The sequence below is a fragment of the Streptomyces sp. NPDC052114 genome, from assembly GCF_040680155.1.
GTDB lineage: Bacteria > Actinomycetota > Actinomycetes > Streptomycetales > Streptomycetaceae > Streptomyces.
In genome coordinates this window covers 564453-586964 of the sequence record NZ_JBFAWC010000002.1, presented here as the reverse complement: position 1 = coordinate 586964, position 22512 = coordinate 564453, and the positions used below count along the sequence as shown (strand labels likewise).

General features: G+C 73.8%; 20 protein-coding genes. 3 read left to right on the top strand and 17 right to left on the bottom strand.

The window, feature by feature from the left end; translation table 11 throughout:
- Window positions 1-8 precede the first annotated feature (8 nt).
- The 7 genes from AB0L89_RS06300 to AB0L89_RS06270 all read right to left on the bottom strand — a co-directional run bounded on the left by AB0L89_RS06300 (window position 9) and on the right by AB0L89_RS06270 (window position 8428).
- Window positions 9-1766 (bottom strand): ABC transporter ATP-binding protein, encoded by a 1758-nt coding sequence (locus AB0L89_RS06300; RefSeq protein ID WP_365135132.1) that lies wholly within the window; start codon window positions 1764-1766, stop codon window positions 9-11.
- Window positions 1763-3544 carry an ABC transporter ATP-binding protein gene (locus AB0L89_RS06295; protein ID WP_365135130.1) on the bottom strand — a complete coding sequence of 594 codons (1782 nt, stop codon included), beginning with the start codon at window positions 3542-3544 and terminating at the stop codon, window positions 1763-1765. The genes AB0L89_RS06300 and AB0L89_RS06295 overlap by 4 nt, the downstream gene beginning before the upstream one ends.
- A gap of 173 nt (window positions 3545-3717) precedes the next feature.
- On the bottom strand, window positions 3718-4434 hold the full coding sequence (locus AB0L89_RS06290; RefSeq protein ID WP_365135127.1) for a helix-turn-helix domain-containing protein: 717 nt from the start codon (window positions 4432-4434) through the stop codon (window positions 3718-3720).
- 91 nt (window positions 4435-4525) lie between these two features.
- Entirely contained in the window at window positions 4526-4741 is a 216-nt protein-coding gene (locus AB0L89_RS06285) for a helix-turn-helix transcriptional regulator (RefSeq protein WP_365135614.1), read from the bottom strand.
- A gap of 157 nt (window positions 4742-4898) precedes the next feature.
- Window positions 4899-5732 carry a helix-turn-helix transcriptional regulator gene (locus tag AB0L89_RS06280; RefSeq protein WP_365135124.1) on the bottom strand — a complete coding sequence of 278 codons (834 nt, stop codon included), beginning with the start codon at window positions 5730-5732 and terminating at the stop codon, window positions 4899-4901.
- Window positions 5733-5853: 121 nt separating this feature from the next.
- On the bottom strand, window positions 5854-6837 hold the full coding sequence (locus AB0L89_RS06275) for a quinone oxidoreductase (RefSeq protein ID WP_365135121.1): 984 nt from the start codon (window positions 6835-6837) through the stop codon (window positions 5854-5856).
- A 166-nt stretch (window positions 6838-7003) separates the two neighbouring features.
- A complete protein-coding gene (locus tag AB0L89_RS06270; RefSeq protein ID WP_365135118.1) occupies window positions 7004-8428 on the bottom strand; it encodes an NAD(P)/FAD-dependent oxidoreductase in 1425 nt (474 codons plus the stop codon).
- A gap of 166 nt (window positions 8429-8594) precedes the next feature.
- Here AB0L89_RS06270 and trxA point away from each other — a divergent pair, with 166 nt between their 5' ends.
- Complete coding sequence (trxA, locus tag AB0L89_RS06265; protein WP_365135115.1) at window positions 8595-8984, top strand: thioredoxin; 390 nt, start codon at window positions 8595-8597, stop codon at window positions 8982-8984.
- A 7-nt stretch (window positions 8985-8991) separates the two neighbouring features.
- On the opposite strand, the gene AB0L89_RS06260 is transcribed toward trxA, so the two are convergent.
- A complete protein-coding gene (locus AB0L89_RS06260) occupies window positions 8992-10026 on the bottom strand; it encodes a LacI family DNA-binding transcriptional regulator (RefSeq protein WP_365135112.1) in 1035 nt (344 codons plus the stop codon).
- Window positions 10027-10289: 263 nt separating this feature from the next.
- Here AB0L89_RS06260 and AB0L89_RS06255 point away from each other — a divergent pair, with 263 nt between their 5' ends.
- Window positions 10290-11720: an amidase gene (locus AB0L89_RS06255; RefSeq protein WP_365135109.1), complete on the top strand. Its 1431-nt coding sequence runs from the start codon at window positions 10290-10292 to the stop codon at window positions 11718-11720.
- Between the two features lie 3 nt (window positions 11721-11723).
- Here the strand turns inward: AB0L89_RS06255 and AB0L89_RS06250 are convergent, their stop codons facing one another.
- The 8 genes from AB0L89_RS06250 to AB0L89_RS06215 all read right to left on the bottom strand — a co-directional run bounded on the left by AB0L89_RS06250 (window position 11724) and on the right by AB0L89_RS06215 (window position 21055).
- Window positions 11724-13295: a right-handed parallel beta-helix repeat-containing protein gene (locus tag AB0L89_RS06250; RefSeq protein ID WP_365135106.1), complete on the bottom strand. Its 1572-nt coding sequence runs from the start codon at window positions 13293-13295 to the stop codon at window positions 11724-11726.
- Between the two features lie 13 nt (window positions 13296-13308).
- The gene (locus AB0L89_RS06245; protein ID WP_365135103.1) at window positions 13309-14118 is read right to left on the bottom strand and encodes an SDR family NAD(P)-dependent oxidoreductase; all 810 of its coding nucleotides are present in this window, start codon (window positions 14116-14118) and stop codon (window positions 13309-13311) included.
- Entirely contained in the window at window positions 14115-14915 is an 801-nt protein-coding gene (locus AB0L89_RS06240; RefSeq protein ID WP_365135100.1) for an ABC transporter permease, read from the bottom strand. The genes AB0L89_RS06245 and AB0L89_RS06240 overlap by 4 nt, the downstream gene beginning before the upstream one ends.
- Window positions 14912-15865 (bottom strand): ABC transporter permease, encoded by a 954-nt coding sequence (locus AB0L89_RS06235; protein ID WP_365135097.1) that lies wholly within the window; start codon window positions 15863-15865, stop codon window positions 14912-14914. The genes AB0L89_RS06240 and AB0L89_RS06235 overlap by 4 nt, the downstream gene beginning before the upstream one ends.
- 6 nt (window positions 15866-15871) lie before the next feature.
- Window positions 15872-17446, bottom strand: coding sequence for an ABC transporter substrate-binding protein (locus AB0L89_RS06230; RefSeq protein ID WP_365135094.1), 1575 nt, complete (start codon window positions 17444-17446; stop codon window positions 15872-15874).
- Between the two features lie 60 nt (window positions 17447-17506).
- Complete coding sequence (locus AB0L89_RS06225; protein WP_365135091.1) at window positions 17507-18580, bottom strand: enolase C-terminal domain-like protein; 1074 nt, start codon at window positions 18578-18580, stop codon at window positions 17507-17509.
- Window positions 18577-19788, bottom strand: a complete 1212-nt coding sequence (locus tag AB0L89_RS06220) for an ROK family transcriptional regulator (RefSeq protein WP_365135088.1) — start codon at window positions 19786-19788, stop codon at window positions 18577-18579. Before AB0L89_RS06220 ends, AB0L89_RS06225 begins: the two co-directional genes overlap by 4 nt.
- A 199-nt stretch (window positions 19789-19987) precedes the next feature.
- Window positions 19988-21055 carry a glycosyl hydrolase family 18 protein gene (locus AB0L89_RS06215; protein ID WP_365135085.1) on the bottom strand — a complete coding sequence of 356 codons (1068 nt, stop codon included), beginning with the start codon at window positions 21053-21055 and terminating at the stop codon, window positions 19988-19990.
- Between the two features lie 62 nt (window positions 21056-21117).
- On the opposite strand from AB0L89_RS06215, the gene AB0L89_RS06210 reads away from it, so the two are divergent.
- Entirely contained in the window at window positions 21118-21585 is a 468-nt protein-coding gene (locus tag AB0L89_RS06210) for a type II toxin-antitoxin system PemK/MazF family toxin (RefSeq protein WP_365135082.1), read from the top strand.
- Here the strand turns inward: AB0L89_RS06210 and AB0L89_RS06205 are convergent.
- Window positions 21570-22418, bottom strand: coding sequence for a TIGR02452 family protein (locus tag AB0L89_RS06205; RefSeq protein WP_365135079.1), 849 nt, complete (start codon window positions 22416-22418; stop codon window positions 21570-21572). The genes AB0L89_RS06210 and AB0L89_RS06205 overlap by 16 nt on opposite strands.
- Between the last annotated feature and the right edge of the window lie 94 nt (window positions 22419-22512).

Genomic DNA, 22512 nt, shown 5'->3' with positions numbered 1-22512 from the left:
CCGCCCCGCTACCGCGCCCCGGCGGCCGTCGAGCGGAAGCGCCATCCCTCGACGCGGCTGCGCTCCTCCCAGAAGCGCCGGTACACCCCGTCGCCCGCGCGCAGTTCCTCGTGCGTGCCCGACTCGACGATCCTGCCCCCGTCCAGGACGAGGATCCGGTCCGCGGCGACCACCGTCGGCAGCCGGTGGGCGATGACCAGCAAGGTGCAGCGCCCGCTGAGCGCGCGCACGGTGTCCGAGATCGCCATCTCGTTGACCGGGTCGAGCGCCGAGGTGGCCTCGTCCAGGATGAGGACAGGGGCCCGCTTGACGATGGCCCTGGCCAGCGAGATGCGTTGGCGCTCGCCGCCCGAGAGGGCGGTGCCGCCTTCTCCCACCGCCGTGTTCCAGCCGTCGGGCAGCCGCTCGACGATCTCGTCCACGCGCGCGAGGCGGGCGGCCTCGGCGACGTCCTCGGCGGGCGCGTCGGGGCGTCCGACGCGTACGTTCTCCTCGATCGTGCCCTCGAACAGATAGACGTCCTGGAAGACCATGGCGACGTTCGACGTCAGCTCGCCCGCGCTGATCCGGCGCACGTCCACCCCGCCGATGCGCACCGAGCCCTCGTCGACGTCCCAGAACCGGGCGATCAGCCGGGTCACGGTCGTCTTCCCGGAGCCGGAGGGGCCGACGAGCGCGGTCATGCTGTACGGCGCGATCGTCACGTCGAGCCCGTCGAGCACCGGCGGGGCGTCCCCGTCGTCCGCGTGGTAGCCGAAGCGGACGCCGGACAGCTCGATGCCGGCGTCGGCCGGACGGCGCGGCTCCACCGGCTCGGGCAGTGACGGGGTGCGGAACAACTCGTCCATCTGGTCCAGCCGGTGCCGCACCATGCGCAGGGCCCCACCGGCCTCGCTGAGCGCCACGACCGGCTCGCTGAACCGGACGAGCAGCACGGCGAGGGCGATGAGCTGCGCGGCGTCGACCGTGCCGCGCAGCGCGAGCACGGTGGCGAAGGCGATCAGCGCCGTCACCGAGAGCTGGACCGTCACGCCGAAGGCGCCGCGCGCGACGGTCGTCCTGCGCAGCCTGCGGCGCCCGATGTCGTGCTGCTCGGCCATCGCCTCGTCCAGCCAGTCGTTCTCCTTCTGCGCGCGGCCGAAGGCGCGGATGACGGGCTGGGACTGCGCGAACTCGACGATGCGGCCGTTGGCCCGGGCGATGGCCTCGTCGACGACCGCGTCGGTCCTGGAGACGGCCGCGGTCGACCAGCGGTAGGTGAGGTAGAGGAACGGAATCGTCGCCGCCATGGCGAGGCCCAGGCGCCAGTCGAGGAACAGCATCACCACGAGCACGGTCAGCGGGCTGACGACGGAGGTGATGAGCGGCTGGAGCGCGTGCGCGAACAGCGTGTTGATCTCGCCCACGCCGGCCGTGGCGAGCCGCGTCAGCATGCCGAGCCGCGCCTTGGAGAACCAGCCGACGCTGAGCTGTCCGAGGCGGTCGCCGAACCTGCGGTAGAGCACGCCCGTGCTGGACACGGCGGTCGTGAAGCCGAGCCTGGCCTGGACGAAGTACGCGGCGCAGGTCGCCACCGTCACCGCGGCGAGCACGGCGAACCACCGCGCGGCGCCCGCCGCGTCGTCGTCCAGCAGGGCACGCAGCACGGGCACCAGCAGGGCGAAGGCCGCCCCCTGGAGCACCGCGTAGGCGGTCACGGCCAGGGCGTGGGCGCGCATGGGGCGGATCTGTCCGGTGCCGAGGACGCGGACGAGTTGCCTGATCACAGTGCCGCCTCCGGGGCGTCGATACGGTGGTCGTGTCCGCGCGCGCCGGAGTCGGTGTAGGCCTCCCACAGGCCGCGGTACACCGGTCCGGATGCCAGGAGTTCGGTGTGCGTGCCACGTTCCACGACGCGGCCCTTCTCCAGGACGACGATCTGGTCGGCCTCCACGATGGTGTGCAGCCGGTGCGCGACGAACAGCACGGTGCGGCCCTCGATCAGGGCCGAGAGGGCGTCGTAGATGCCGGCCTCGGCCTCGGGGTCGACGAACGCGGTGGCCTCGTCGAGCACGATGACGGGGGTGTCGGCGAGCAACGCCCGTGCGATGGCGATGCGTTGGGTCTCGCCGCCGGACAGCAGGGCGTCCTCGCCGACCACCGAGTCGTAGCCGCGGGGCAGTTCGAGGACGCGGTCGTGGCAGCGCGCGGCGCGGGCGGCTGCCTGGACCTCGGCGAGCGTGGCGTCCGGGCGGGCCATCCTGATGTTGTCGGCGACGGTGGCCCGCAGCAGGCGTACGTCCTGGAAGACGAAGGCCACGTGGCGGTAGAGCTCTTGGGTCGCCATGTCGCGCAGGTCGACGCCGCCGATGCGCACGGAGCCCTGGTCCGGGTCGAAGAAGCGGGGCAGCAGCGCGGCCAGCGTCGACTTGCCCGCGCCGGAGGGTCCCACCAGCGCGGTGACGGTGCCGGGTGCGAGGACGAGGTCGATGTCGTGGAGCACGGGGCTGTCCGCGGCGTACCCGAAGGTGACGCCGCGGAACTCCGTCACGTGTCCGGAGGCGGTGAGGGGCCGCTCGGGCTCGGCGAGCGCCGGTGTGGCCAGGAGTTCGCTCACGCGCTCGGCGGCCTGCCGGGCCTGGCCGAAGGCCTGGGGCGCGTAGGTGACGACGACCAGGGGCGCGGTGACGGCCAGGCCGAGCAGGACGAAGGGCAGGACGTCGACGGGCCGCATCCAGTCGGCGGCGACGAAGAGGGTGCCGCCCCCGAGGGAGGCGGTGAGCATCGCGGCCGGGCTGACGGACGCGTACGCGAGCGAACTCAGCGACATCAGGGGCCCCTTGACGGCCGTGAAGGTGACCATGTAGTCGTCCACGGCCTTGCTGAACCGCGCGCCCGCCCGGTCGCGCTGCCCGAAGGCCTTGATCACGGAGATGCCCTGGACCAGTTCGATGACCGCGGAGTTGATGCCGACGACGGCGCCCGCCAGGCGTTCGTGCTGCCGCCCGCCGCGCTTGCCGGTCATGCGGAACAGCACGCCGAACACCGGGGTCGTCACCAGGGTGAGCAGGGCGAGCCGCCAGTCCAGGGCGAGCAGGTAGACGAGCGCGGCGACCGGTGTCACCAGGGCGAGGGTGAGGTCCGGCAGGGCGTGGGCGACCAGGTAGTGCAGGGAGTCGACGTCGTCGGCGAGTGCCTTCTTCACGGTCGCGCTGTTCCTGCTGGAGAACCAGCCCAGCGGCACCCGGCTGAGCCTGCGGGCGATGCGGCGCCGCAGCCGGAGCTGGAACTCCATGTCCGCGTCGTGCATGAGGAGATGGCTCACCGCCTGGGCCACGAACCGCACGACGAGCGCGAGGGCGGCGAAGCCCACGGTCCACCACACCGTCGACTCGTCGGGGTCGTCCGCCAGCAGCGCGACGGCGAGCGGATGGATGGCGATGAACGATCCCAGCGAGGCGATCCCCGCGAGCGCCTGTAACGCCACTCCGAACGCGATGCGGCCCCGTACGGGCCGCAGGACCGCGCGCAGCGCGTCGCCTTCGGTCGTCCGGCCCCCGCTCATGGCGTCAACCCCTTCACCGGAACCCACTCTCGTCGACATGGACAACTCCCAAGCGGCGCACACTTTACAACAGCCTGTCAGAAAGTAGGAGACGCCTGATCCCGGGCCGTCAGGCGGGCGTACTCCCGGGCCGTGCCGGGATCGGGGCCCGGGTCCTGCGCGGTCGTCCCGCGTCAGTGCGGCAGTGCCGCGACGCCGAGGAGGAACAGGTTCAGCTTGCGCTCGAACCAGTCGGCCGGGGGGCCCGCGACCGCCTCGGCGAGCACGTGGCCGAGGCGCGGGTCGAAGGCGCTCATCCACGGTTCGATCAGTTCGCGCCGCCGCCGCTGCACGGCGTCGACGGACTGTTCGCCGGAACCGCCGCGCGCGTCCTCGCCCCCGTCGCCGCTCCGCGGCGCGGGCGGCACCGCGAGGAAGGCCTGGATGACGAGTTCGGCCAGCATGTCCACGATGAGGGCGGCGTCGCGCGGCGCGAATCCGAAACCGAGCAGGACGACGCCGGTGCGGTTGTCCCGGTCCACCAGCGCGGGGCAGGTGAGCCGCAGCGCGGTGATCTCCTTGGCGAGCCCCGGGTTCGCCGCGTGCAGACTCCAGTGCGCCCACGCCGTCGCGTCGAGGAAGGCCCGCCAGTCGTCGCCGGCCTCGGGCCACTCGATCGCGCGGACGGCGTGATCGGCGGCGGCCGCCGCCAGGGCGTCCCTGCTGGGGAAGTAGCGGTACAGCGTCGAGTGCGAGACGCCGAGGCGCTCCCCGACGGCCGGCATGGACAGCCCGGAGAACCCGATGCCCAGGGCCGCCGCGATCACGGCCTCGCGGTCCGCCATCGGCGGACGGCCCATCCGCCGCGGCCGCGTTCCGCCCTCGGCCGCTCCCGCTCGCCGCGCGCCCATCCGCATCCACCTCTCCCGCCGCCGGAGACAGCGACGATACCGGCAGCGGACGGACTCCCCGCGCCCGGCGCGGGGCCCTGCCGGGCGCGCGCTACTGGCGCACCGGAATGCCGAGCGGCGTACCGCCCTCCAGCAGCCAGCGGGCGACGATCGCCGCCCTGCTCCGCACGCCGTACCGGTCGTAGAGGCGCTGGAGATGGGAATCGACCGTGCGCACGGACATGCCGAGGTGTTTCGCTATCTCTTTGTCCCGATGGCCATTGGCAATGAGAGAAAGAATCTCAATTTGCCGCGTACTGAGGTGCATTGCCCCTCCGGGCGAGCGCAAATGGAGCGATTGCAACGTCATGTACTGAACGTAAACTGCACCCGGTAGCCGGTCAAGCACTCATATTGCTCTTGGAGAACGGGGCCGGGCGGCGCGTAATTCCCCGGCCCCGCGGGGGTGTTCGCCGGCCGCTCCGTCACTCGTCCTCGTCGTCCCCGGACGGGCCGAACGGTGCCAGGTCGCCCTTGAGGTAGCGCCTCGGCGAGGTGCCGAAGGTCCGCCGGAACGCCGCGAGGAACGCACTCGCCGTCGTGTACCCCACGGAGCGGGCGACCTGGACGACGGGACGCCCCTCGGCGAGCAGCGGCAGCGCGGCCCGCAGCCGCAGATGCGTGCGCCAGCGGTCGAAGTTCATGCCGGTGTCCTGGACGAACAGGCGCGTCATGGTGCGGCGGCTGACGCCGACGGCGCGTGCGTGCGCCTCCAGGCTGCGGCCGTCCGCCGGGTCCCGCAGCAGCGCGTTGGCCACGGCGCGCACGCGGTCGTCCCTGGGGTGCGGCACGTCGAGCGAAGTGACCGGCAAGGGGGCCAGCACGTCCAGCACGACGCCCTCGGCCCGCAGCCGCGCGTCGTCCGCGAGGTCGTCGCGGCCCAGATAGGCGATCAGGTGCGCGAGCAGCCCGTCGACACCGACCGGCGTGGGCTCCGTCCAGTCGAGTCCGCAGCGCTCCGGGTCGAGGTAGAGGCTGCACAGCACGGCGTCACGGGTGGCGCCGGTGCGGTGCACGACCCCGGCCGGCACCCACAGCGCCCGGTTGGGCGGCAGCACCCAGTAGTCGTCCGCGACGCCGATGCCGAGGACGCCGCTGCGGGCCCAGGCCAACTGGTGGTGGGTGTGGCTGTGCGCGGGCAGCCACTGTCCTGGCGAGAGCGGGAAGCTGGCGACGAGGATCGCCCCGACGGAGGCCGGGACGGTGTCGTCGTCGTCCTCCACGGCGGTCGCGGCGGCGGTGTCCCCGGCAGCGGTCACGAAAGCCTCACCCACGTCTGCGGTCGCGTGCGGAACTCGGCGCGGGACCGCGGCGGTTGCGGCGGCCGGTGCGTCTCCGCGCACGGAGACGCACCCTATCGCGCCGGCCGCCGTGCCCCGGTCAGGGGATCAGGAGGAGCTTTCCCGTGGTGCGGCGGGCCGCGAGGTCGGTGTGGGCGTCCGCGGCCCGCGCCAGCGGATAGCGCCCGCCGACGCGGATGTCGAGCACGCCCTCCTGGATCCAGCGCAGGACCGCGTCGGCCCGCTCCCGCAGTTCCTCGGGCGTCGCGAGGTAATGGGCGCCGACCGGCCGGGTGACGTACAGCGAACCGGCCGCGATGAGCCGTTGCAGGTCGAAGGGGGGCACCATGCCACTGGCGGCACCGAACAGCACCAGCATCCCGCGCGGGCGCAGCGAGGCGAGGCTCGCCTCGAAGGTGGCCGCGCCCACGCCGTCGTAGACGACCGAGACGCCCTCGCCGCCCGTCGCGTCGCGGACCCGGGCGGCGATCTCGTCGGTGCTCAGCCCGTCGTAGCGGATCACCTCGTCGGCTCCCGCGCCACGGGCCAGGCGCTCCTTCTCCGCGGTGGAGACGGTGGCCACGACGCGGGCGCCGAGGTGCGTGACCACCTGCGTGAGCAGCAGGCCGGTGCCGCCCGCCGCCGCGTGCACCAGCACGGTGTCCCGCGGTGTCACCGCGTACGTGGAGTGCGTCAGGAAGTGGGCGGTCATGCCCTGGGCCAGGGCGGCGGCCGCGATGTCGGTGGGGACCGCGTCGGGCACGGGGACCGCGCGGTCGGCGCGCAGCACCACCTCGCCCGCGTAGCTCCCGGGGGCGTCCGCCCAGGCGACCCGCTGCCCCGTGCGGAGATCCGTGACGCCCTCGCCGAGGGCGGTGACCGTCCCCGCGCCCTCCAGGCCGGGCACGAACGGGGGCGGGTCGGCGGAGATGCCCGTGCGCTGGTAGACGTCCTTGAAGTTCACGCCCGCCGCTTCCACGGTCACCCGGATCTCCCCCGGTCCCGGTTCACGGATCTCCGTACCGGTCGGCACAAGGACCTCCGGTCCGCCGTACTCGCCGACCACTATCGCGTGCGTCGCCATGTTTCCTCCGGCCTTGAGGATGCGATGAGCCTTTTCCTTGCTCGTCGCCGCGAGCGTAACGCGAAAGGGTGCGCGTTCCCCTTCGAATTACCGCACTCGTCAAGGGACTTCGGAAGCGGATCGGATTTCGTCACGGATTTCGGCGGTCCGTCATTTCCTGTGCCACTCACCCCCGATACGTCTCCAGCAGCCGCAGCCACACCTCGCTGATCGTCGGGTACGCGGGAACGGCGTGCCACAGACGGTCCAGGGGAATCTCGCCCGCGACCGCCATCGTCGCGGAGTGGATGAGTTCGCCGACGCCGGGGCCGACGAACGTGACGCCGAGGAGGATCTCGCGGTCCAGGTCGACGATCATGCGGGCGCGGCCGCGGTAGCCGTCGGCGTACAGGCCGGCGCCCGCGACGCCGGACATGTCGTAGTCGACGGCGCGCACGCGGTGGCCCGCGGCCTCCGCCTCCGCGAGGGTCAGGCCCGCCGAGGCGGCCTCGGGGTCGGTGAAGACGACCTGCGGGACGGCCGCGTGGTCGGCGGTGGCCGCGTGGGCGCCCCAGCGGTCGGTCTCCAGGAGCGGGACGCCCTGCGCGCGGGCGGCGATGGCGGCGCCCGCGATACGGGCCTGGTACTTGCCCTGGTGGGTGAGGAGCGCGCGGTGGTTGGCGTCGCCCACCGCGTACAGCCAGTCGCTGCCCTCGACGCGCAGGCTCTCGTCGACCGGCAGCCAGGAGCCCGGTTCCAGGCCGATCGTCTCCAGGCCGATGTCGTCCGTGCGGGGCGCGCGGCCCGTGGCGAAGAGGATCTCGTCGGCCTGGAGCCGCGAGCCGTCGTCCAGGGTCGCGGTGACCGTGCCGCCCGCGCGCTCGACGGCGGTCACCGAGACGCCGGTGCGCAGCTCGGCGCCCGCCTCGCGCAGGGCGTCCGCCACCAGTTCCCCGGCGAACGGCTCCATGCGGGGCAGCAGGCCCCCGCCGCGTACCAGCACCGTCACGCTCGATCCCAGCGCCTGCCAGGCGGTGGCCATCTCCACGGCCACGACGCCGCCGCCCACCACGAGCAGCCGGCCGGGCACGTGGTCGGCGCTGGTGGCCTCGCGGCTGGTCCATGGCTTGACGTCGGCGAGGCCCGGCAGGTCGGGCAGGGCGGCGCGCGTCCCGGTGCAGACGGCGACGGCGTGCCGGGCCTCCAGGGCGCGCTCCGTGCCGTCGGCGGCGGTCACCGTGACCGTGCGGGGGCCCGCGATGCGGCCGTGGCCGCGGTACAGGTCCACGCCGACGTCCTCCAGCCAGCCGACCTGGCCGTCGTCCTTCCAGTGCGAGGTGTAGTCGTCGCGGTGGGCGAGGACGGCGGGGGCGTCGAGCGGGCCCTGGACGGACTGGCGCAGTCCGGGCACGCGGCGGGCGTCGGCGCGGGCGATCACGGGGCGCAGCAGGGCCTTGCTGGGCATGCACGCCCAGTACGAGCACTCGCCCCCGACGAGCTCGCTCTCCACGATCGCGGCGCTGAGCCCCGCCGCACGGGCCCGGTCCGCGACGTTCTCCCCCACGGGACCGGCACCGATGACCACTACGTCGTACGTGATTGCTTCCGTCATGAGGACAGTCTGTCGGCAGGTGTGCGCCGTGGCCACACGGGTACGCGCGCGGAACACGCCGGTACACACGCGGCACCGCCCGCGCGTGGTGGCGGCGGAATACGTCCGCCCCGTCGGCCGTTGTGCACAGCGGCTTCGCCCGAACACCAGGAAGTAGGGAAACACCATGAGCAGCACGACCGTGGAGCTCACCAAGGAGAACTTCGACGAGACGGTCACGGACAACGACTTCGTCCTGATCGACTTCTGGGCGTCGTGGTGCGGTCCGTGCCGGCAGTTCGCCCCCGTCTACGAGAAGGCCGCCGAGGCCAATCCGGACCTGGTCTTCGCGAAGGTCGACACGGAGGCCCAGCCCGAGCTCGCGGCCGCCTTCAACATCCAGTCGATCCCGACGCTGATGATCGTCCGCGACCAGGTGGCGGTGTTCGCCCAGCCCGGCGCGCTGCCCGAGGCCGCGCTCACGGACGTCATCGGCCAGGCCAGGAAGCTGGACATGGACGAGGTGCGCCGGCAGGTGGCCGCCGAGCAGGCCAAGCAGCAGGAACAGGGCGAGTAGGGGACGCTCAGCTGGACTCGCGGTGCACGACGGCCGCGCCGAGCATGTCGTGCACCTCGGGCCGCTCGCCCGGGTCGCGGACCATGCGGTCGACGAGCTCGGCGAGGCCCCGGCCGGACGGCAGCTCGATGCGGACGGTGCTCAGGCGCGGCCGCAGCAGCCGGCCCAGCATCAGGTCGTCGGAGCCGATCACGGCGGTGTCGTCGGGGATCGTGACGCCCTCGTCCTGGAGGGCGCGCGTCAGGAGCATCGCGTACTCGTCGTTGTACGCGAACACGGCGTCGAGCCCCAGGGAGCGCCAGTCCGCCGCGAGGCGGGCCGCTGACTCCTCGGTGAAGGCGAGGGGCAGGGCGGTGACCGAGGCGTCGGCGGTGCGGGTGTCCTCGACGGCCCGGCGGAGCCCGTCGAGGCGGGGCCGCGAGAAGTTCTCCAGGCCCGGCTCCTCGGGGACGACGACGCCGATGCGGCGCCGGCCACGGGCCAGGAAGTGCAGTGCGGCGGCCTCGCCCACCTTGCGGCCGTCCATCAGCAGGGCGTGCGCGCCGTCGACACGGTGCGGTCCGAGCGTGAAGACGGCCCTGGCGCCGGACCGCTTCAGGATGCTCACGCCGCGCGCGTCGAGCGCGGAGGCGTCGGGCGCGAGGACGGCCACGGGGCGCAGTTCGGCCCAGGCGCGCGCGGCGTCCTCGCCGGTCAGGCCGAGGCTCGCGTACTGCACGACGGTGTAGTCGAACCGGCTCAGCGCCCACTGCAGTTCGTTGAAGAACCGGCTGAACAGGGGTCCCATCGGGACCTCTGACGTCGGCATGAGGACCATGCGGCTGTGCCCGGCGCGCAGGCTGCGGGCGGCGGCGTGCGGGACGTAGCCCAGTTCTCTGGCCGCCTCGTGGACGCGGCGGCGGGTGGGCTCGCTGATGCGGACGGCACTGGTGTTGTTGAGGACGTAACTGACGGTCGCGCGGGAGACGCCCGCGAGGCGGGCGACGTCGGCGCTCGTGGGCACGGAACGCTGCGTGGGCTGCTGCTTCGGTATCTGCACCATCACACCGGCATCTTCCCAGACGGTGCGCCGGTGCCCTCAGGCGGGCGGTGGAGCGCCGCCGGGCGTCCCGGCGCGCGCACCGGCGTCCCCTCCCGCGCGGGCATGCCCGGGATCGCGCCGGGGGCGCGGTACGAACTGCCGTGCCCGGGTTCCGTGTTGTCCCGCAGGCCCGGGTCGCGCGCTGTCGTGCCCGCCGCGTTCCGCGCTGCCCTACTCGCCGGTTAACGTTCGGACACCCGTCGTCGAGCGAAGGTGTCCCCCACATGACTGCCGACCGTGCCGAAGGCCTGGCGCGCACCGCACGCGCGCTGACCGAGGGAGAGGTGTCCTCGCGTGCGCTGACCGAGCGGACGCTGGCCAGGATCGAGGCGTCGCAGCCCGCGCTGAACGCCTTCAGGCTGGTGCGGGCCGAGGCCGCGCTCGCCGAGGCGGACGCCGCCGACCGGGAGCTGGCGGCGGGCGGCGCCGGTCCCGGGCGACCGCTGCTCGGCGTGCCGCTGGCGGTCAAGGACGACATGGACGTCGCGGGTGAGCCGACCGCGTTCGGGTGCCCCGGCGACTTCCCGCCGAAGACCGAGGACAGCGAGGCCGTGCGTCGGCTGCGGGTGGCCGGCGCGGTGATCGTGGGCAAGACGAACACGTGTGAGCTGGGTCAGTGGCCGTTCACCGAGGGGCCCGGGTTCGGTGACACGCGCAATCCGTGGAACACCGGTCATACGCCGGGCGGCTCCTCGGGCGGCTCGGCGGCCGCGGTCGCCGCGGGCCTCGTCCCGGCGGCGCTCGGCTCGGACGGCGCGGGCTCGGTCCGCATCCCCGCGGCGTGGACGCATCTGGTCGGGATCAAGCCGCAGCGCGGGCGCATATCGACGTGGCCGTGGGCGGAGGCGTTCCAGGGGATCACCGTCAACGGCCCGCTGGCCAGGACGGTCGAGGACGCCGCGCTGCTCCTGGACGCGGCGAGCGGCGGCCACGCGGGCGACCTGCACCGGCCGCCCGCCGTGCGCGCCGCCGAGGCCGCGACCCGTGAGCCGGGGCGGCTGCGGATCGCGCTGTCGCTGCGGATGCCGTTCACGGCGACGCCCAAGCAGCTCCACCCCGTGGTGCGCGACCGGGTGGTGGCGCTCGCGGAGCGGCTCGCCGCACTCGGGCACGACGTGTCGCCGGCCGATCCGCGCTACGGGCAGATCGGTCTCGCCTTCGTGCCGCGGGCCACGGCGGGCATCGCGGAGTGGACCCGCCAGGTGCCCGACCCCTCGCTCCTGGACCCGCGCACGCGCGAGGCGGCCCGCATGGGGCGGCTGCTGGGCGGGGCGCCGCTGCGCCTCGCGCGCCGCTCGGAGGCCGCGCTGCACCGCCGGGTGGGCGCCGTCTTCTCGACGTACGACGTGGTGCTCGCGCCGACGACGGCCACTCCCCCGCCGCGCGTCGGCACGCTCGCCACGATGAACGGCTGGCGCACCGACCGGGCGATGATCGCCGCCTGCCCTTACGCGTGGCCGTGGAACGTACTGGGCTGGCCCGGTGTGAACGTCCCCGCGGGGCGCACGCCGGGCGGCCTGCCCGTGGGCGCGCAGCTGCTCGGACCCGCGGGCAGCGAGCCTCTCCTCGTCTCCCTGGCCGCGCAGTTGGAGGCCGACCAGCGGTGGTACGAGAAGTGGCCGGAGCCGGTTCCGCGCGCGGAACCGGCTCCCTGAGCGTCACCGGGGGACGCCGGGGCCCTCATAGGCGCCGATGTTGGGCGCGGCGCCGGTCGTGACGGGGTTGCCGAAGTAGTCGCGGCCGCCGTTGTCCGCGACCGGCGTGCCGCCGCCGAGGGTGGGGTAGCCCTGCCACAGGCGGTAGTCCAGGGGGTCGTACGAGCCGGGCCTGAGCAGTCCGGGCGCGGCGGTGACGGTGTTCGTGGCGCCCGCGGGTGCCGCGAAGCCGTACAGGGCGTTGTGGTCGGTTCGCCAACCGGAGTCACTGAGCTGCCAGTTGACTGCCGTGGTGGCGGGGCCCCTGCGGACGATGTTGTTGGTGAAGGCCACGTCCAGCTCGGCGTTCGTCGTCTCCTGGACGAGGTTCACGGCGCCCGCGCCGGTGCTGAGGGTGTTGTTGTAGATCTTCCCGTTCGTCAGGGCCCCGTCGCAGATCTGGAAGCCGCGGGCGCGGTCGCCGACGGAGATGTTGTAGCGGATCACGAAGTCCTTGGTGGGGACGTCGTAGGGGCAGAGCAGGAAGAAGCCGCCTTCGTTGTCGTGCGAGTAGTTGTACTGGAAGACGGTGCCGGACGAGGAGTGGTCGACGTCGTAGGCCATGCCGTCCTTGGTCGACCTGCCGCCGGAGGTGTCGTTGAACTGGAACACGGAGCCGGTGCTGTTGGCGGTCCACATCCCTGCGTTGGGGCTGTCGGAGCGTTCGTTGAAGCCGGTGAGCCTGTTGTGCTCGACGAGCGCGTTCTCGTTGCCCTTGACGACGATGCCGTCGCCGCCGATGTCGGAGAGCGTGTTGCCGCGCACGACGAATCCGGTCGAGGGCTTCCAGGACGCCGTGCAGAGCGTCTTCCAGAAGGCGGCCATCTCGGGCCTCCGGCACCAGTTGGTCCAGGTGTAGATGCCCTGCCGGTCGACGGAGCGGATCGTGTTGTCGAGGACCCTGGTGTCGGCGAAGGCGGTGGGCGTGGTGGTGCCCTGCGCCTCGACGACGATCGCGCCGGTGGCGTCCGCGTACTTGCCGGTGCCGTGGTAGTGGCCCTCGACGGTGGACGGCATGGCGCCGCGCACGTCGTGGATGTCCAGGCGCTGCAAGGTGATGCCGCGGACGGTGCCGGCGTCCTTTCCGTAGACGTACACGCCGCGGCGGCGGGCGGTGTTGTCGCCCTCGGCGGTGAGTTCGAGGTCCTGGACGGTGGTGTAGGGCGTGTCGTCGAGCAGGACAGCGTTGACGGCGCCCGCCGCGTCGATCCGGGGGCGGGCGCCCGTGCCGTACGCGCCGATGACCACGCGTGCGGCGGCGGTGCCGGTGGCCTTCGGCGCGAACTGGCCCGCGCAGGCGGTGCCGCGCCTGAAGAGCACCTGGTCGCCCGCGGTGAGGGTGAGGGCGTTCGCGGGGGCGAGGGCGTTGAACGGCGACGCCGCGGTGCCGGTGCCGTTCGCGGGCGCGGAACAGTCCACGTGGTACGTCGATCCGGCGGCCCGCGCCGGTCCGGCGCCGGCGAGGCCGGTGGTGACGAGGGCGGCGGTCAGGCAGCCGAGCAGGGCGGTTCTGAAGAGGGTGCGCCGGGTGCGCATGGCTGGACTCCGTTCACAGGTCGGTCTCCGGGATACGGGCGGCGAGCCCGCCGTCGACGGGCAGGACGGCACCGGTGACGTAGGAGGCGTCGTCACCGGCGAGGAACGCGACGGCGCGGGCCACCTCTTCGGGTCGTCCCGGCCGCCGCAGCGGATAGGGCCGTACGCGCGCGGCCAGCTCGGCGGGGTCCGTGAGCAGGTGGGCGTTGCGCTCGACGGCGATGAGGCCGGGCGCCACCGCGTTGACGCGGATGCCGTGCGGGCCCCATTCGTGGGCGGCGGTGCGGGTGAAGGCGACGAGCGCGGCCTTGGCGGCCGAGTACGCGCCGAACTCACGGGCCGCGAACCGGGCGTGCACGGACGCGATGTTGACGATCGCGCCGGTCGCGCCGGAGTCGATCAGCCGTCCGGCGAAGGCCTTGGCCAGGCGCACGGCGGCGTTGAGGCTGACGTCGATCGTGCGGTCCCAGCCCTCCCGCGTGCCGTCGAGGAGCGGGGCGCGCTCCTCGGCGTAGGCGCAGTTGACCAGGGTGCGGGGCGTGGCGGCGGCGGCGTCGAGGACGCGCTCGGGGGCGTCGGCGTCGGTGAGGTCGGCGACGACGGGGCGTACGCCGTGCGCGGCCAGCTCCTCGACCGCCGCGAGGACGTCCACGGCGACGACCTGGTGGCCGCGGGCCGCGAGGTCCAGCGCGATGACGCGCCCGATGCCCCGGGCGGCTCCGGTGACGACCGCGGCGGTGCCCGGTTCCCTGTCCCCGCTCGTCCTGCCGCTCGTGCTGCTGCTCGTCCTGTCGCTCGTGCTGCTTCTCGTCTCGCTGCTCATCGTTGCGACAACCCCTTGTTCAGTCCGTCGGAGAGCAGATTGAAACCGATCACGAGGCCGGTCACGACGACCATCGGGCCGATGGCGTAGGCCGCGTTCTCCCCGAGGAAGTTCACGCTCGTCCGCAGCAGCGCGCCCAGCGACGGGTCGGGCGGGGTGACGCCGATGCCGACGAAGCTCATCGCGCCCTCGATGAAGACGGCCGTGGACAGGGAGAGCGCGCACTGCACGATCAGCGGATCGAGGGTGTTGGGCAGGATGTGCCGGACAAGGATCCTGCGCCGGCTCGCGCCCAGGGCGATCGCCGCGACGACGTACTCGCGGCCCTTCTGCGCGAGGACGGCGTCCCGCGCGATCCGCCCGAACAGCGGCACGTTCACTCCGGCGACGGTCCAGAAGACGGCACCGGTGCCGGGCCCGAGGATCGCGGCGAGCGTGACGCCGAGGATCAGCGCGGTGAAGGCGAGCAGCACGTCGAAGAGACGCTGGAGGACCAGGTCGAGCGCGGGGTGCGCCCCGCAGGCCAGGCCCAGCGCGATCCCGGTGACGGCGCCGAGCGGCACGGCGCCGAACGCGATGAGCACGTCGAGGCGGATGCCGTACAGGACACGGCTGAACAGGTCGCGGCCGAACTCGTCGGTGCCGAGGAGATGGCCGCCGCCCGGCCCGCTGAGGGCGTCGGCGCCCTGGTCGAGGGGCGACTGTCCGGCGAGCAGCGGCGCGCCGAGGCCCAGCAGGACGAGCAGCGCGACGAGGACGAGGCCCGTGCGGGCGGCGGCAGCGGGCAGGAGCCTCACACCGCACCGCCCGTCCGCACGCGCGGGTCGAGCGCCGCCTGGGCCAGGTCGGTGAGGGTCTGCACGACGACGAAGACCGCGACGGCGAACAGGAGCAGGTCCTGCACGAGCAGGTAGTCGCGGCCGATCACCGCCTGGAGCAGCAGCTGTCCGAGGCCGGGCCAGGCGTAGACCGCCTCGACGACGATGGCGCCGCCGAGGAGCTGGCCGATCTGGATGCCGAGGACGGTGACGACGGGCGGCAGGGCGTTGGGCAGGACGTGCCGGGCCAGCAGACGGCGCCGGGGCAGGCCCTTGGCGGTGGCGGTCTTCACGTACTCGTCCACGCGGGCCCGGCGCAGGGACGCGGCGAGGAAGCGGGCGAGGACGGCGCCGGTGGGCAGGGCGAGGCAGAGCGCGGGCAGCAGCAGGTACTGGACGCCGATCTCCGGGTCGGCGAGCAGGTCCTCGTGTCCGGAGGCGGGCAGCACGCGCCAGGTGACGGCGAAGACGAGGACGAGCAGGACGCCGGTGACGTACGGCGGTACGGCGAGGGCGAGGCTCACGGCGCCGCCGAGCAGGGTCCGCACGGCGCGCCGCGTGCCGGTGCCGAGCGCGAGCCCGGCCGCGCCGCCGCCGAGGAGCGCCAGCAGCAGGGCCGCGAGGGCGAGTTCGAGGGTGTTGCCGAGGCCGCGCCCGATGAGGGTGGCGTTCGGCGCGCCGAGGATGAACGAGGTGCCGAGGTCACCGGTGAGGACGCCGCTCAGCCAGGTCCAGTACTGCGCGGGCAGCGACCTGTCGAGGCCCAGTGAGGTGCGGACCTCGGCGACGGTGGCCGCCGACGCGTCGGGGCCCGCGAGGACGACGGCGGGGTCGCCGGGCGCGAGCCTGAGGACGGCGAAGACGAGGACGGAGGCGACGGCGAGGACGACGAGGGCGGCGGGGACGCGGCGCAGGGCGTAACGGAGCATGGCGCGTCAGCCGATCGTGGTGCGGTCGAGGTCGAGGTAGTCGAACATCGTCCAGTGCAGGCCGTGGACCTTCTCGGAGACCGTGAAGGTGTGGGAGCTCGCGACGAGGTCGGAGACGAACTGCTCTTCCAGGAGCAGGTCGTTGAGGTCGTCGGCGGCCTGTCGCGCGGCCTCCTCGTCGGTTGCCTTCCAGAGCCGGTCGGCGAGCGTGCGGTAGGTCTCGCTGTCGAAGTTGGAGGCGTTCTTGTCGGCGTTGAAGGGGAAGGCGCCCTTGACGAGGGTGGCCGGGTGGAGCTGGCCGAAGCCGTGGCCGTTGATGAACAGGCCGGGCAGTTCACCGGCCTGGAGCTTGGCGAAGAAGTCGGGTGCCTGGAGGGGCTCGGCGCTCGCCGCCAGGCCGATCTTCCCGAGGTCGTACGTGACGATCTCGGCGATCTTCGCGTTGGTGGCGAGGCCCGCGTTGTAGAGGACCTTGACGCTCTTGCCGCGCGCGCCGGCCGCCTCGATCAGGGCCTTCGCCCTCTTCGGGTCGCGGCGGTAGTGGGCGGCCTTCTTCTTGTCGTACGCGGGTGAACTGGCCGCCCAGGGAAGGGAGCTGACGGTCCCGATACCGCCGAGCACCTGCTCCAGGACGCGGTCGCGGTCGACGGCCCAGGCGACGGCCTGCCGCACGCGCTTGTCGTCGAGCGGCTTCACCTCGACGTTCGAGGCGATGTAGAACGCGGAGTCGTGCGCGTCGGAGACGGTGACCTTGAAGCGCGGGTCGTTCCTGATGGCGGCGGCGTCCAGGGGCGCGACGTCGACGAGGAGGTGGGTGCCGCCGGAGCGCAGGCTCGACACCATGGACGTGGACTGGTTGACGACGGTCACCTCGATGCCGTCGAGCCGTGGGGCGCCCCGCTTCCAGTACCGGTCGTTGCGCTTCAGCTCCAGGCTGGTGCCCGCGCGGTAGGAGGCCACGCGGAAGGGGCCCGTGCCGATGAACTTGGTGCCCTTGACCAGGTCGTCGACGGATTCCTTGTCGACGACGAGCAGGATCTCGAAGAGGTCGAAGAGGTTGCTGACGGGGTGGGCGAGCTTGAGCGTGATGGTGTGCTCGTCGTCCTCGACGACCTTCTCGATCGCCTGGGCGACGTGCCCCAGCTGGGAGGCGGTCGTGTCCTTGGTGAGGTTCTCCAGGGCGAAGGCGACGTCGGCGGAGGTGAAGGCGCGGCCGCTGTGGAAGGTCACGTCCTTGCGGAGCCCGAGCGTGATCGAGCGGCCGTCCTTCGCCTCCCGCCAGGACTCGGCGAGCGAGGGCCTCGGCTCCAGGGTCCTGTGGTCGTACTCGGTGAGGGTGTTGAAGACAGTGCGGGCCAGCGTGAAGTTCGGGTTGTTCTGGCCGAAGAGGGTGGCGGGCGCGATGTCGGCGGTCTGCGCGATGCGCAGCGTGCCGCCCTTGGCGCCGCCGCCCGCGGACTTGTTCTCCTCGTCGACGGCGGAGCGGCAGGCGGGCAGCGCGAGCAGGGCGCCGCCCGCGCCGACGGCGGCGAGGAGGGAGCGACGCGATATCGCGGACGAGTCGGTGGCTGTCGGGCGCATGGCAGGACCTCCTGAAGAGGACGGGTGCGAGGCGTGCGGGGGCGGGGTGCCGGTGGGGCGTCAGGCGCGACAGGAGGGGTGCGGTTCGAGCCGCCCGCTCCCTACGCGGGTCACCGCCGGGTGCCCGGTGTCCATGTCCAGCCCGACGCCGGGCGCGTCCGGCAGGGTGAGGCGGCCCTCGTGGATCCGCTCGGCGCCGCGTACGACGTCGGGGCGCCAGCGCGTCTCGCCGTAGGCGTACTCCAGCGGCTCGGTGGTGCCGCACGCTCCGGCGAGGTGGGCGGCGTGCAGGGTGGCGACGGGGCCGGACGGGTTGTGGAAGGAGATCCGGGCGCCGGGTGCGGAGCGGGCCAGGTCGCGGGCCCGCAGGGGGCCGCCGGCGTGCTTGACGTCCGGCATGAGGACGTCGAGCAGACCGCGCACCGGCGCGAGCTCGGTCACGTCAGTCGCGAACTCTCCCCCGGCGAGGGCGAGTTCCGTCAGAGCACGCAGTTCGGCGAGCTCGTCGGGGCGCCCGATGCCGACGCCGTCCTCCAGCCAGTACAGGCCGAGATCCGTCAACGGGCCCAGCAGCGGCGCGAGTTCGGCGAGGGCGAGCCGTTCGTGGGCGTCGGCCATCAGCGCGACCCGCGGACCCACCGCCGCCCGTGCGGCGGCCAGCCGCGCGAGGCCGAGCTCGGGCAGCGGACGACGCCCGTGCGGGTCGCCCGTGTCGAAGGGGGCGAGCTTGACGGCGCGGAAACCGTCGGCGACGGCGGCCCGCGCCGTCGCGGCCACGTCGTCCGGCCCCCGGCCACCCGCGACGCGGTTGATGTTGGCGTACAGCTCGACCGCCCCGGGGTGCCGCCCGCCGAGCCAGGCCCACAACGGCAGCCCCGCGCGGCGGGCGGCCACGTCGACGCGGGCCTGCTCCAGGCCCCCGGCGACGGTCCGCGCGACGAACTCCGGGCAGGTGTCCGGCCCCCGCACGAGACGGTCCAGGACCTGCCGCAGGGGCCCCGCGTCCGAGCACTCGCCGTAGCCGCGCGTGCCGTCGGCGGCGGTGAGCCGCAGCACCAGCCACTCGGTGCGCGCACTCACCGCGACGCGGAACAGTTCCCAGCTCTCCGGCTCGGCGCCGAGGTCCGTGTTCATGACGCGGCCACCGCCTGCCCGTCCGGGCCGAGCACCCCGACCGGGTCGGCGTAGACCTCTTCGAGCAGCGGCATCGCGGAGGCGACGACGAGCGCGCCGGAGCCGAAGGCCGCGGGCACGACGCGGGTGGCGGCGTCCCAGCCGCGGTGGGCGCGCGCGGTGACCTCCGCCCGCAGGTCGTCCAGGTACTCGTCGGCGGCGAGGATGCCGCCCGCGAGGACGACCCTGCTGGGATTGAGCAGGTCGACGACGGTGGCGACGGCGTGGCCCGCGTACCGGGCGCGGCGGCGCAGCAGCTCCTGCGCGCGGGTGTCGCCGGTGCCGCTGCCCGCGGGGCGCGCCGCGGCGATCAGGCGCTCCAGCGGGAGCGGTCCGGCGTCGGGCAGCAGGCCCTCGGCCCGCGCGGCCGCGACGACCGCGGCGTCGCCGGCCAGCAGCGAGAGGCAGCCCGTGCCGCACCGCGGGCAGCGGGCGTCCGGCGCGTCGGTGGCGGGCAGATGCTCGATGCCGCCCGCCGCCGCGCCCGGCCCGCGGTGCACGGCGCGGTCGACGACGAGGGCGGCGCCCGAGACGTTGCCGAAGAAGAGGTGCACGAAGTCGTCGACCTCGCGCCCCGCCCCGAACCACAGTTCGGCGCCGGCCGCGGCCCGCACGCTCTGCTCCAGGCGCACGGGGCCGGGGAGCCGCCCGTCGAGCAGGTCGAGCAGGCGTACGTCGCGCCAGCCGAGGGCGCCGTGGTCGACGACCACGCCGCGCTCGCCGTCGACCCAGCCGCCGAGGCTGATGCCGGTGCCGAGCAGCCGCCGCCCGCCGAGCCGGTCGGCGAGGAACTCCCGTGCGCCGTCGGCCGCCTGATCCGCTATCCGGTCCGGCGCGAGACCGCCGTCGCCCGGGGCCTCGTGGTCGAGGACCCGCTGGGCGAACACCGTGCCGTCCAGGCCGACGACGCCGAGCGTGGTGCGCAGCAGTCCGATGTGGACGCCGAGGGCGACGGCTCCCGACGGGTCGACGGCGACGGGTACGCGCGGGCGGCCCTGGGTGGTCTCGGCCGGGGCGTTCTCCCGCAGCAGCCCGGCGCGGACGAGGACGGCCGTCAGTTTGGTGACGCTGGGCGCGGAGAGCCCGGTCGCGCGGGCGATGTCGGCGCGCGGCAGCGGCCCTTCGGTGAGCACCGCGCGCAGCACCGCCGACACGTTCCCGCGCCGCATGCCTTCCGCTCTCACTGCGGTCCCCCTCGCCTCAGACGTGCCCGACGGCTCGTCCCGATGACGCCGTCCAGGTGACTTAGTTTCAGAAATTAAGTCACCTGGACGTGCCCGCACAAGACGTCGGACGACGGTCCACGAAGCCGCAACGCGGCCGTCACAAGGGCTTCATGAGGGGGGCAGGGACTCGCCGCCGGTCAGCTCACCTACGGGCCAGCTCCCGCCACAGCCCCGGGTCCTCGAAGCCGAGCGCCCACAGCACCGTCTGGTCCACGCCGTACTTCCGCAGCGCCGGCAGGTGCGCGGCGGTCCCGCGCGCGTCCTGGTACCAGACCGTGCGCTTGGTTCCTCCGTCGTCGTACGTGAAGTGCGGCGTGCTGGAGGCGGGGTCGATGCGGTAGGGCGCCTTGACCTTGCGGCGCAGCGCCTCGGCCTCCTTCGAGGTCACGTGCCGGGCGCGGTCGCGCTTGCCGACGGCCCAGTCCCAGCCGTAGGCGGGCAGGCCCATCTCCAGCTTGCGGCGCGGCACCTCGGCGGTGGCGCGCCGCAGGATCTCGTCGTACCAGGCGGGCGTGGACAGCGGGCCGGGCGAGCCCTCGGCCCAGTGCAGGTTGTACGCCATGATCCGCAGGCGGTCGGCGGCGGCGCCGAGCCGCTTGTAGTCCCAGACCCGGCCGGTGCCCGCGGTCTTCGGCGAGACGGTGATGACGCACTGCTTGCGCAGCTCGTGGAGGCGGCGGCACAGGTCGGTGACCATGGTGGCGTAGCCGTCGCGGACCTTCTTGTACGCGGCGTCGCCGGTCGGCGCGATGGTCTCGTAGTCGAGGTCGAGTCCGTCGTAGGCACGGCTCTTGACCACGTTCAAGAGGGTCTTGATGTGCGTGGCGCGGCGGGCCGGGTCGGTGACGACGGCGGCCAGCGCGCCGGGCGGCAGCGTCTCCATGACGGTCGGCACGACCTTGATGCCCGCCCGGTGCAGTCCGTCGATGATCCGCCGCTGCCCCGCGCCGGAGTGCGGGTCGACACGCCCGGCCGACTTCGCCTGGTACCAGAAGGGGCTGACGGTGTGCAGCTGGTCCGCGTGGCGCAGGGCGTTCTGGTACGCGGCCTCCTGGTCCCAGTACGGGAGCCAGGCGGAGGCGGTGCGGGGCGGCGGGGCGGCGCCCGGCGGCGGGGCGGAGGCGGAACCGGCCGTCGTCGGCGCGAGCACGGCCCCCGCCGCGGCGAGGGCGACGAGGGTTCGGGGGGCGCGCAGTTGTCGAAGCGTCATGGACCGAGCCTGCGGTCCGTGCGCGGGTCCCGCTCACCGGGTTGGGCCGGTCAGGCTCTACGGTGACCCGTGTGACTGCCTCCATCGATGACCCGCACCTGTCCGACACGCCCGGCCGCTCGGGCCCGACCGCGACCACCGAGGCCGCGCCGCGCGAGGTGGGCCGGGTGCGCACCACGTACGCGCCGGAGCACGACGGCGATCCCGATCCCGGTGAGATCGTCTGGACGTTCGTCCCGTTCGAGGAGAACGACGGGCGCGGCAAGGACCGGCCGGTGCTCGTGGTGGCCCGCGAGGACTCCGGCACGCTGCTCGCCGTCCAGCTGTCCAGCAGGCGCCACGACGGCGACCGCGAGTGGGTGCCGATCGGCAGCGGGCCGTGGGACCGCGAGGGCCGCGACTCGTGGGTGGACATCGACCGGGTGCTGCGGGTGCACGAGCGCGGGATGCGGCGCGAGGCGTGCGCGCTCGACCGGATGCGGTTCAACCTGGTCGTCCGCCGCCTCCAGGAGCGCTACGGCTGGCGCTGACCTCCCGTGGTCTCCTGGGCGAACGCCTCCTCGAACGCGCCGCGCGTCACCGCGCCCTTCGTGCGGTCGAGCACGCCGAAGACGACGTGGGCGAACTGTCCGGCGAACCGGCCGCCTTCGCCGAGCAGCGCCCGGAAGGCGCCCGCGACCCGCGCGGGGTCGTTCATGAAGACGCCGCAGCCCCACGCGCCGAGCACCAGACGGCGGTAGCCGCACGCGGCGGCCGTCTCCAGGACCCGCTCGGCGCGTGCGGCAAGGGCGGCCGGGATGTCGGCGGTGCGCTCGGGGGTCCGCCGGCGGATCACCCCGGCGTTCGGCGCCGCCGAGGTCAGGAAGCCGACGGGGTACGCCGCGTCGAGGAGCCGGCCGCGGTCGTCGCGGAAGACCGGGACGCCGGGCGAGTGGATCACTCGGTCGCTGTAGAAGGGGTCGCGGTCGGCGCGGTGGTGGTCGTAGAAGGCACGGGCCCCGATCAGGCAGGCGTAGAGCGCGGAGGCCCGGCACAGGGCCTCCTCCTGCGCCTGCGCGCCGTTCAGGTACCCGCCGCCCGGGTTGCGCGCGGAGGAGAAGTTCAGGACCGCGACCGGTGCGTCGTCCTCGGCGGTGAGCCGGGCGGCCGCCGCCAGGCTGCTCTCGCCCGTGACCTCGAAGCGGGTAGGGACGGGCGCGCGGCCGGGCACGTCCACGGGTTCGGGCCCGAACTGCCGGGTACCGGCACGTGCCGCGGCCACCGCGTCGGCGATGACCACCCGCCGCCCGCCCGGCGTCGTGTACGCCCCCGCGGCGACGATCTGCTCCGTCTCCTGCGCCTGTGCGCGCAGCCGGGCGCTCATGCCCGTACCCCCGTGTCGTTCATGAACGCATGGTGAGCGGCGTGCGTCGGGCGGCGCAACAGAAATTCCCGGTAGGAGAACGCCACCAAGGGCA

Bases quoted from the DNA above. Each gene is read 5' to 3' on its own strand.
- AB0L89_RS06295 (WP_365135130.1), bottom strand. From the start codon at position 3,544: ATGAGCGGGGGCCGGACGACCGAAGGCGACGCGCTGCGCGCGGTCCTG.
- AB0L89_RS06290 (WP_365135127.1), bottom strand. From the start codon at position 4,434: ATGGGCGCGCGGCGAGCGGGAGCGGCCGAGGGCGGAACGCGGCCGCGG.
- AB0L89_RS06285 (WP_365135614.1), bottom strand. From the start codon at position 4,741: ATGCACCTCAGTACGCGGCAAATTGAGATTCTTTCTCTCATTGCCAAT.
- AB0L89_RS06275 (WP_365135121.1), bottom strand. From the start codon at position 6,837: ATGGCGACGCACGCGATAGTGGTCGGCGAGTACGGCGGACCGGAGGTC.
- AB0L89_RS06270 (WP_365135118.1), bottom strand. From the start codon at position 8,428: ATGACGGAAGCAATCACGTACGACGTAGTGGTCATCGGTGCCGGTCCC.
- trxA (WP_365135115.1), top strand. From the start codon at position 8,595: ATGAGCAGCACGACCGTGGAGCTCACCAAGGAGAACTTCGACGAGACG.
- AB0L89_RS06260 (WP_365135112.1), bottom strand. From the start codon at position 10,026: ATGGTGCAGATACCGAAGCAGCAGCCCACGCAGCGTTCCGTGCCCACG.
- AB0L89_RS06255 (WP_365135109.1), top strand. From the start codon at position 10,290: ATGACTGCCGACCGTGCCGAAGGCCTGGCGCGCACCGCACGCGCGCTG.
- AB0L89_RS06250 (WP_365135106.1), bottom strand. From the start codon at position 13,295: ATGCGCACCCGGCGCACCCTCTTCAGAACCGCCCTGCTCGGCTGCCTG.
- AB0L89_RS06245 (WP_365135103.1), bottom strand. From the start codon at position 14,118: ATGAGCAGCGAGACGAGAAGCAGCACGAGCGACAGGACGAGCAGCAGC.
- AB0L89_RS06235 (WP_365135097.1), bottom strand. From the start codon at position 15,865: ATGCTCCGTTACGCCCTGCGCCGCGTCCCCGCCGCCCTCGTCGTCCTC.
- AB0L89_RS06230 (WP_365135094.1), bottom strand. From the start codon at position 17,446: ATGCGCCCGACAGCCACCGACTCGTCCGCGATATCGCGTCGCTCCCTC.
- AB0L89_RS06225 (WP_365135091.1), bottom strand. From the start codon at position 18,580: ATGAACACGGACCTCGGCGCCGAGCCGGAGAGCTGGGAACTGTTCCGC.
- AB0L89_RS06220 (WP_365135088.1), bottom strand. From the start codon at position 19,788: ATGCGGCGCGGGAACGTGTCGGCGGTGCTGCGCGCGGTGCTCACCGAA.
- AB0L89_RS06215 (WP_365135085.1), bottom strand. From the start codon at position 21,055: ATGACGCTTCGACAACTGCGCGCCCCCCGAACCCTCGTCGCCCTCGCC.
- AB0L89_RS06205 (WP_365135079.1), bottom strand. From the start codon at position 22,418: ATGAGCGCCCGGCTGCGCGCACAGGCGCAGGAGACGGAGCAGATCGTC.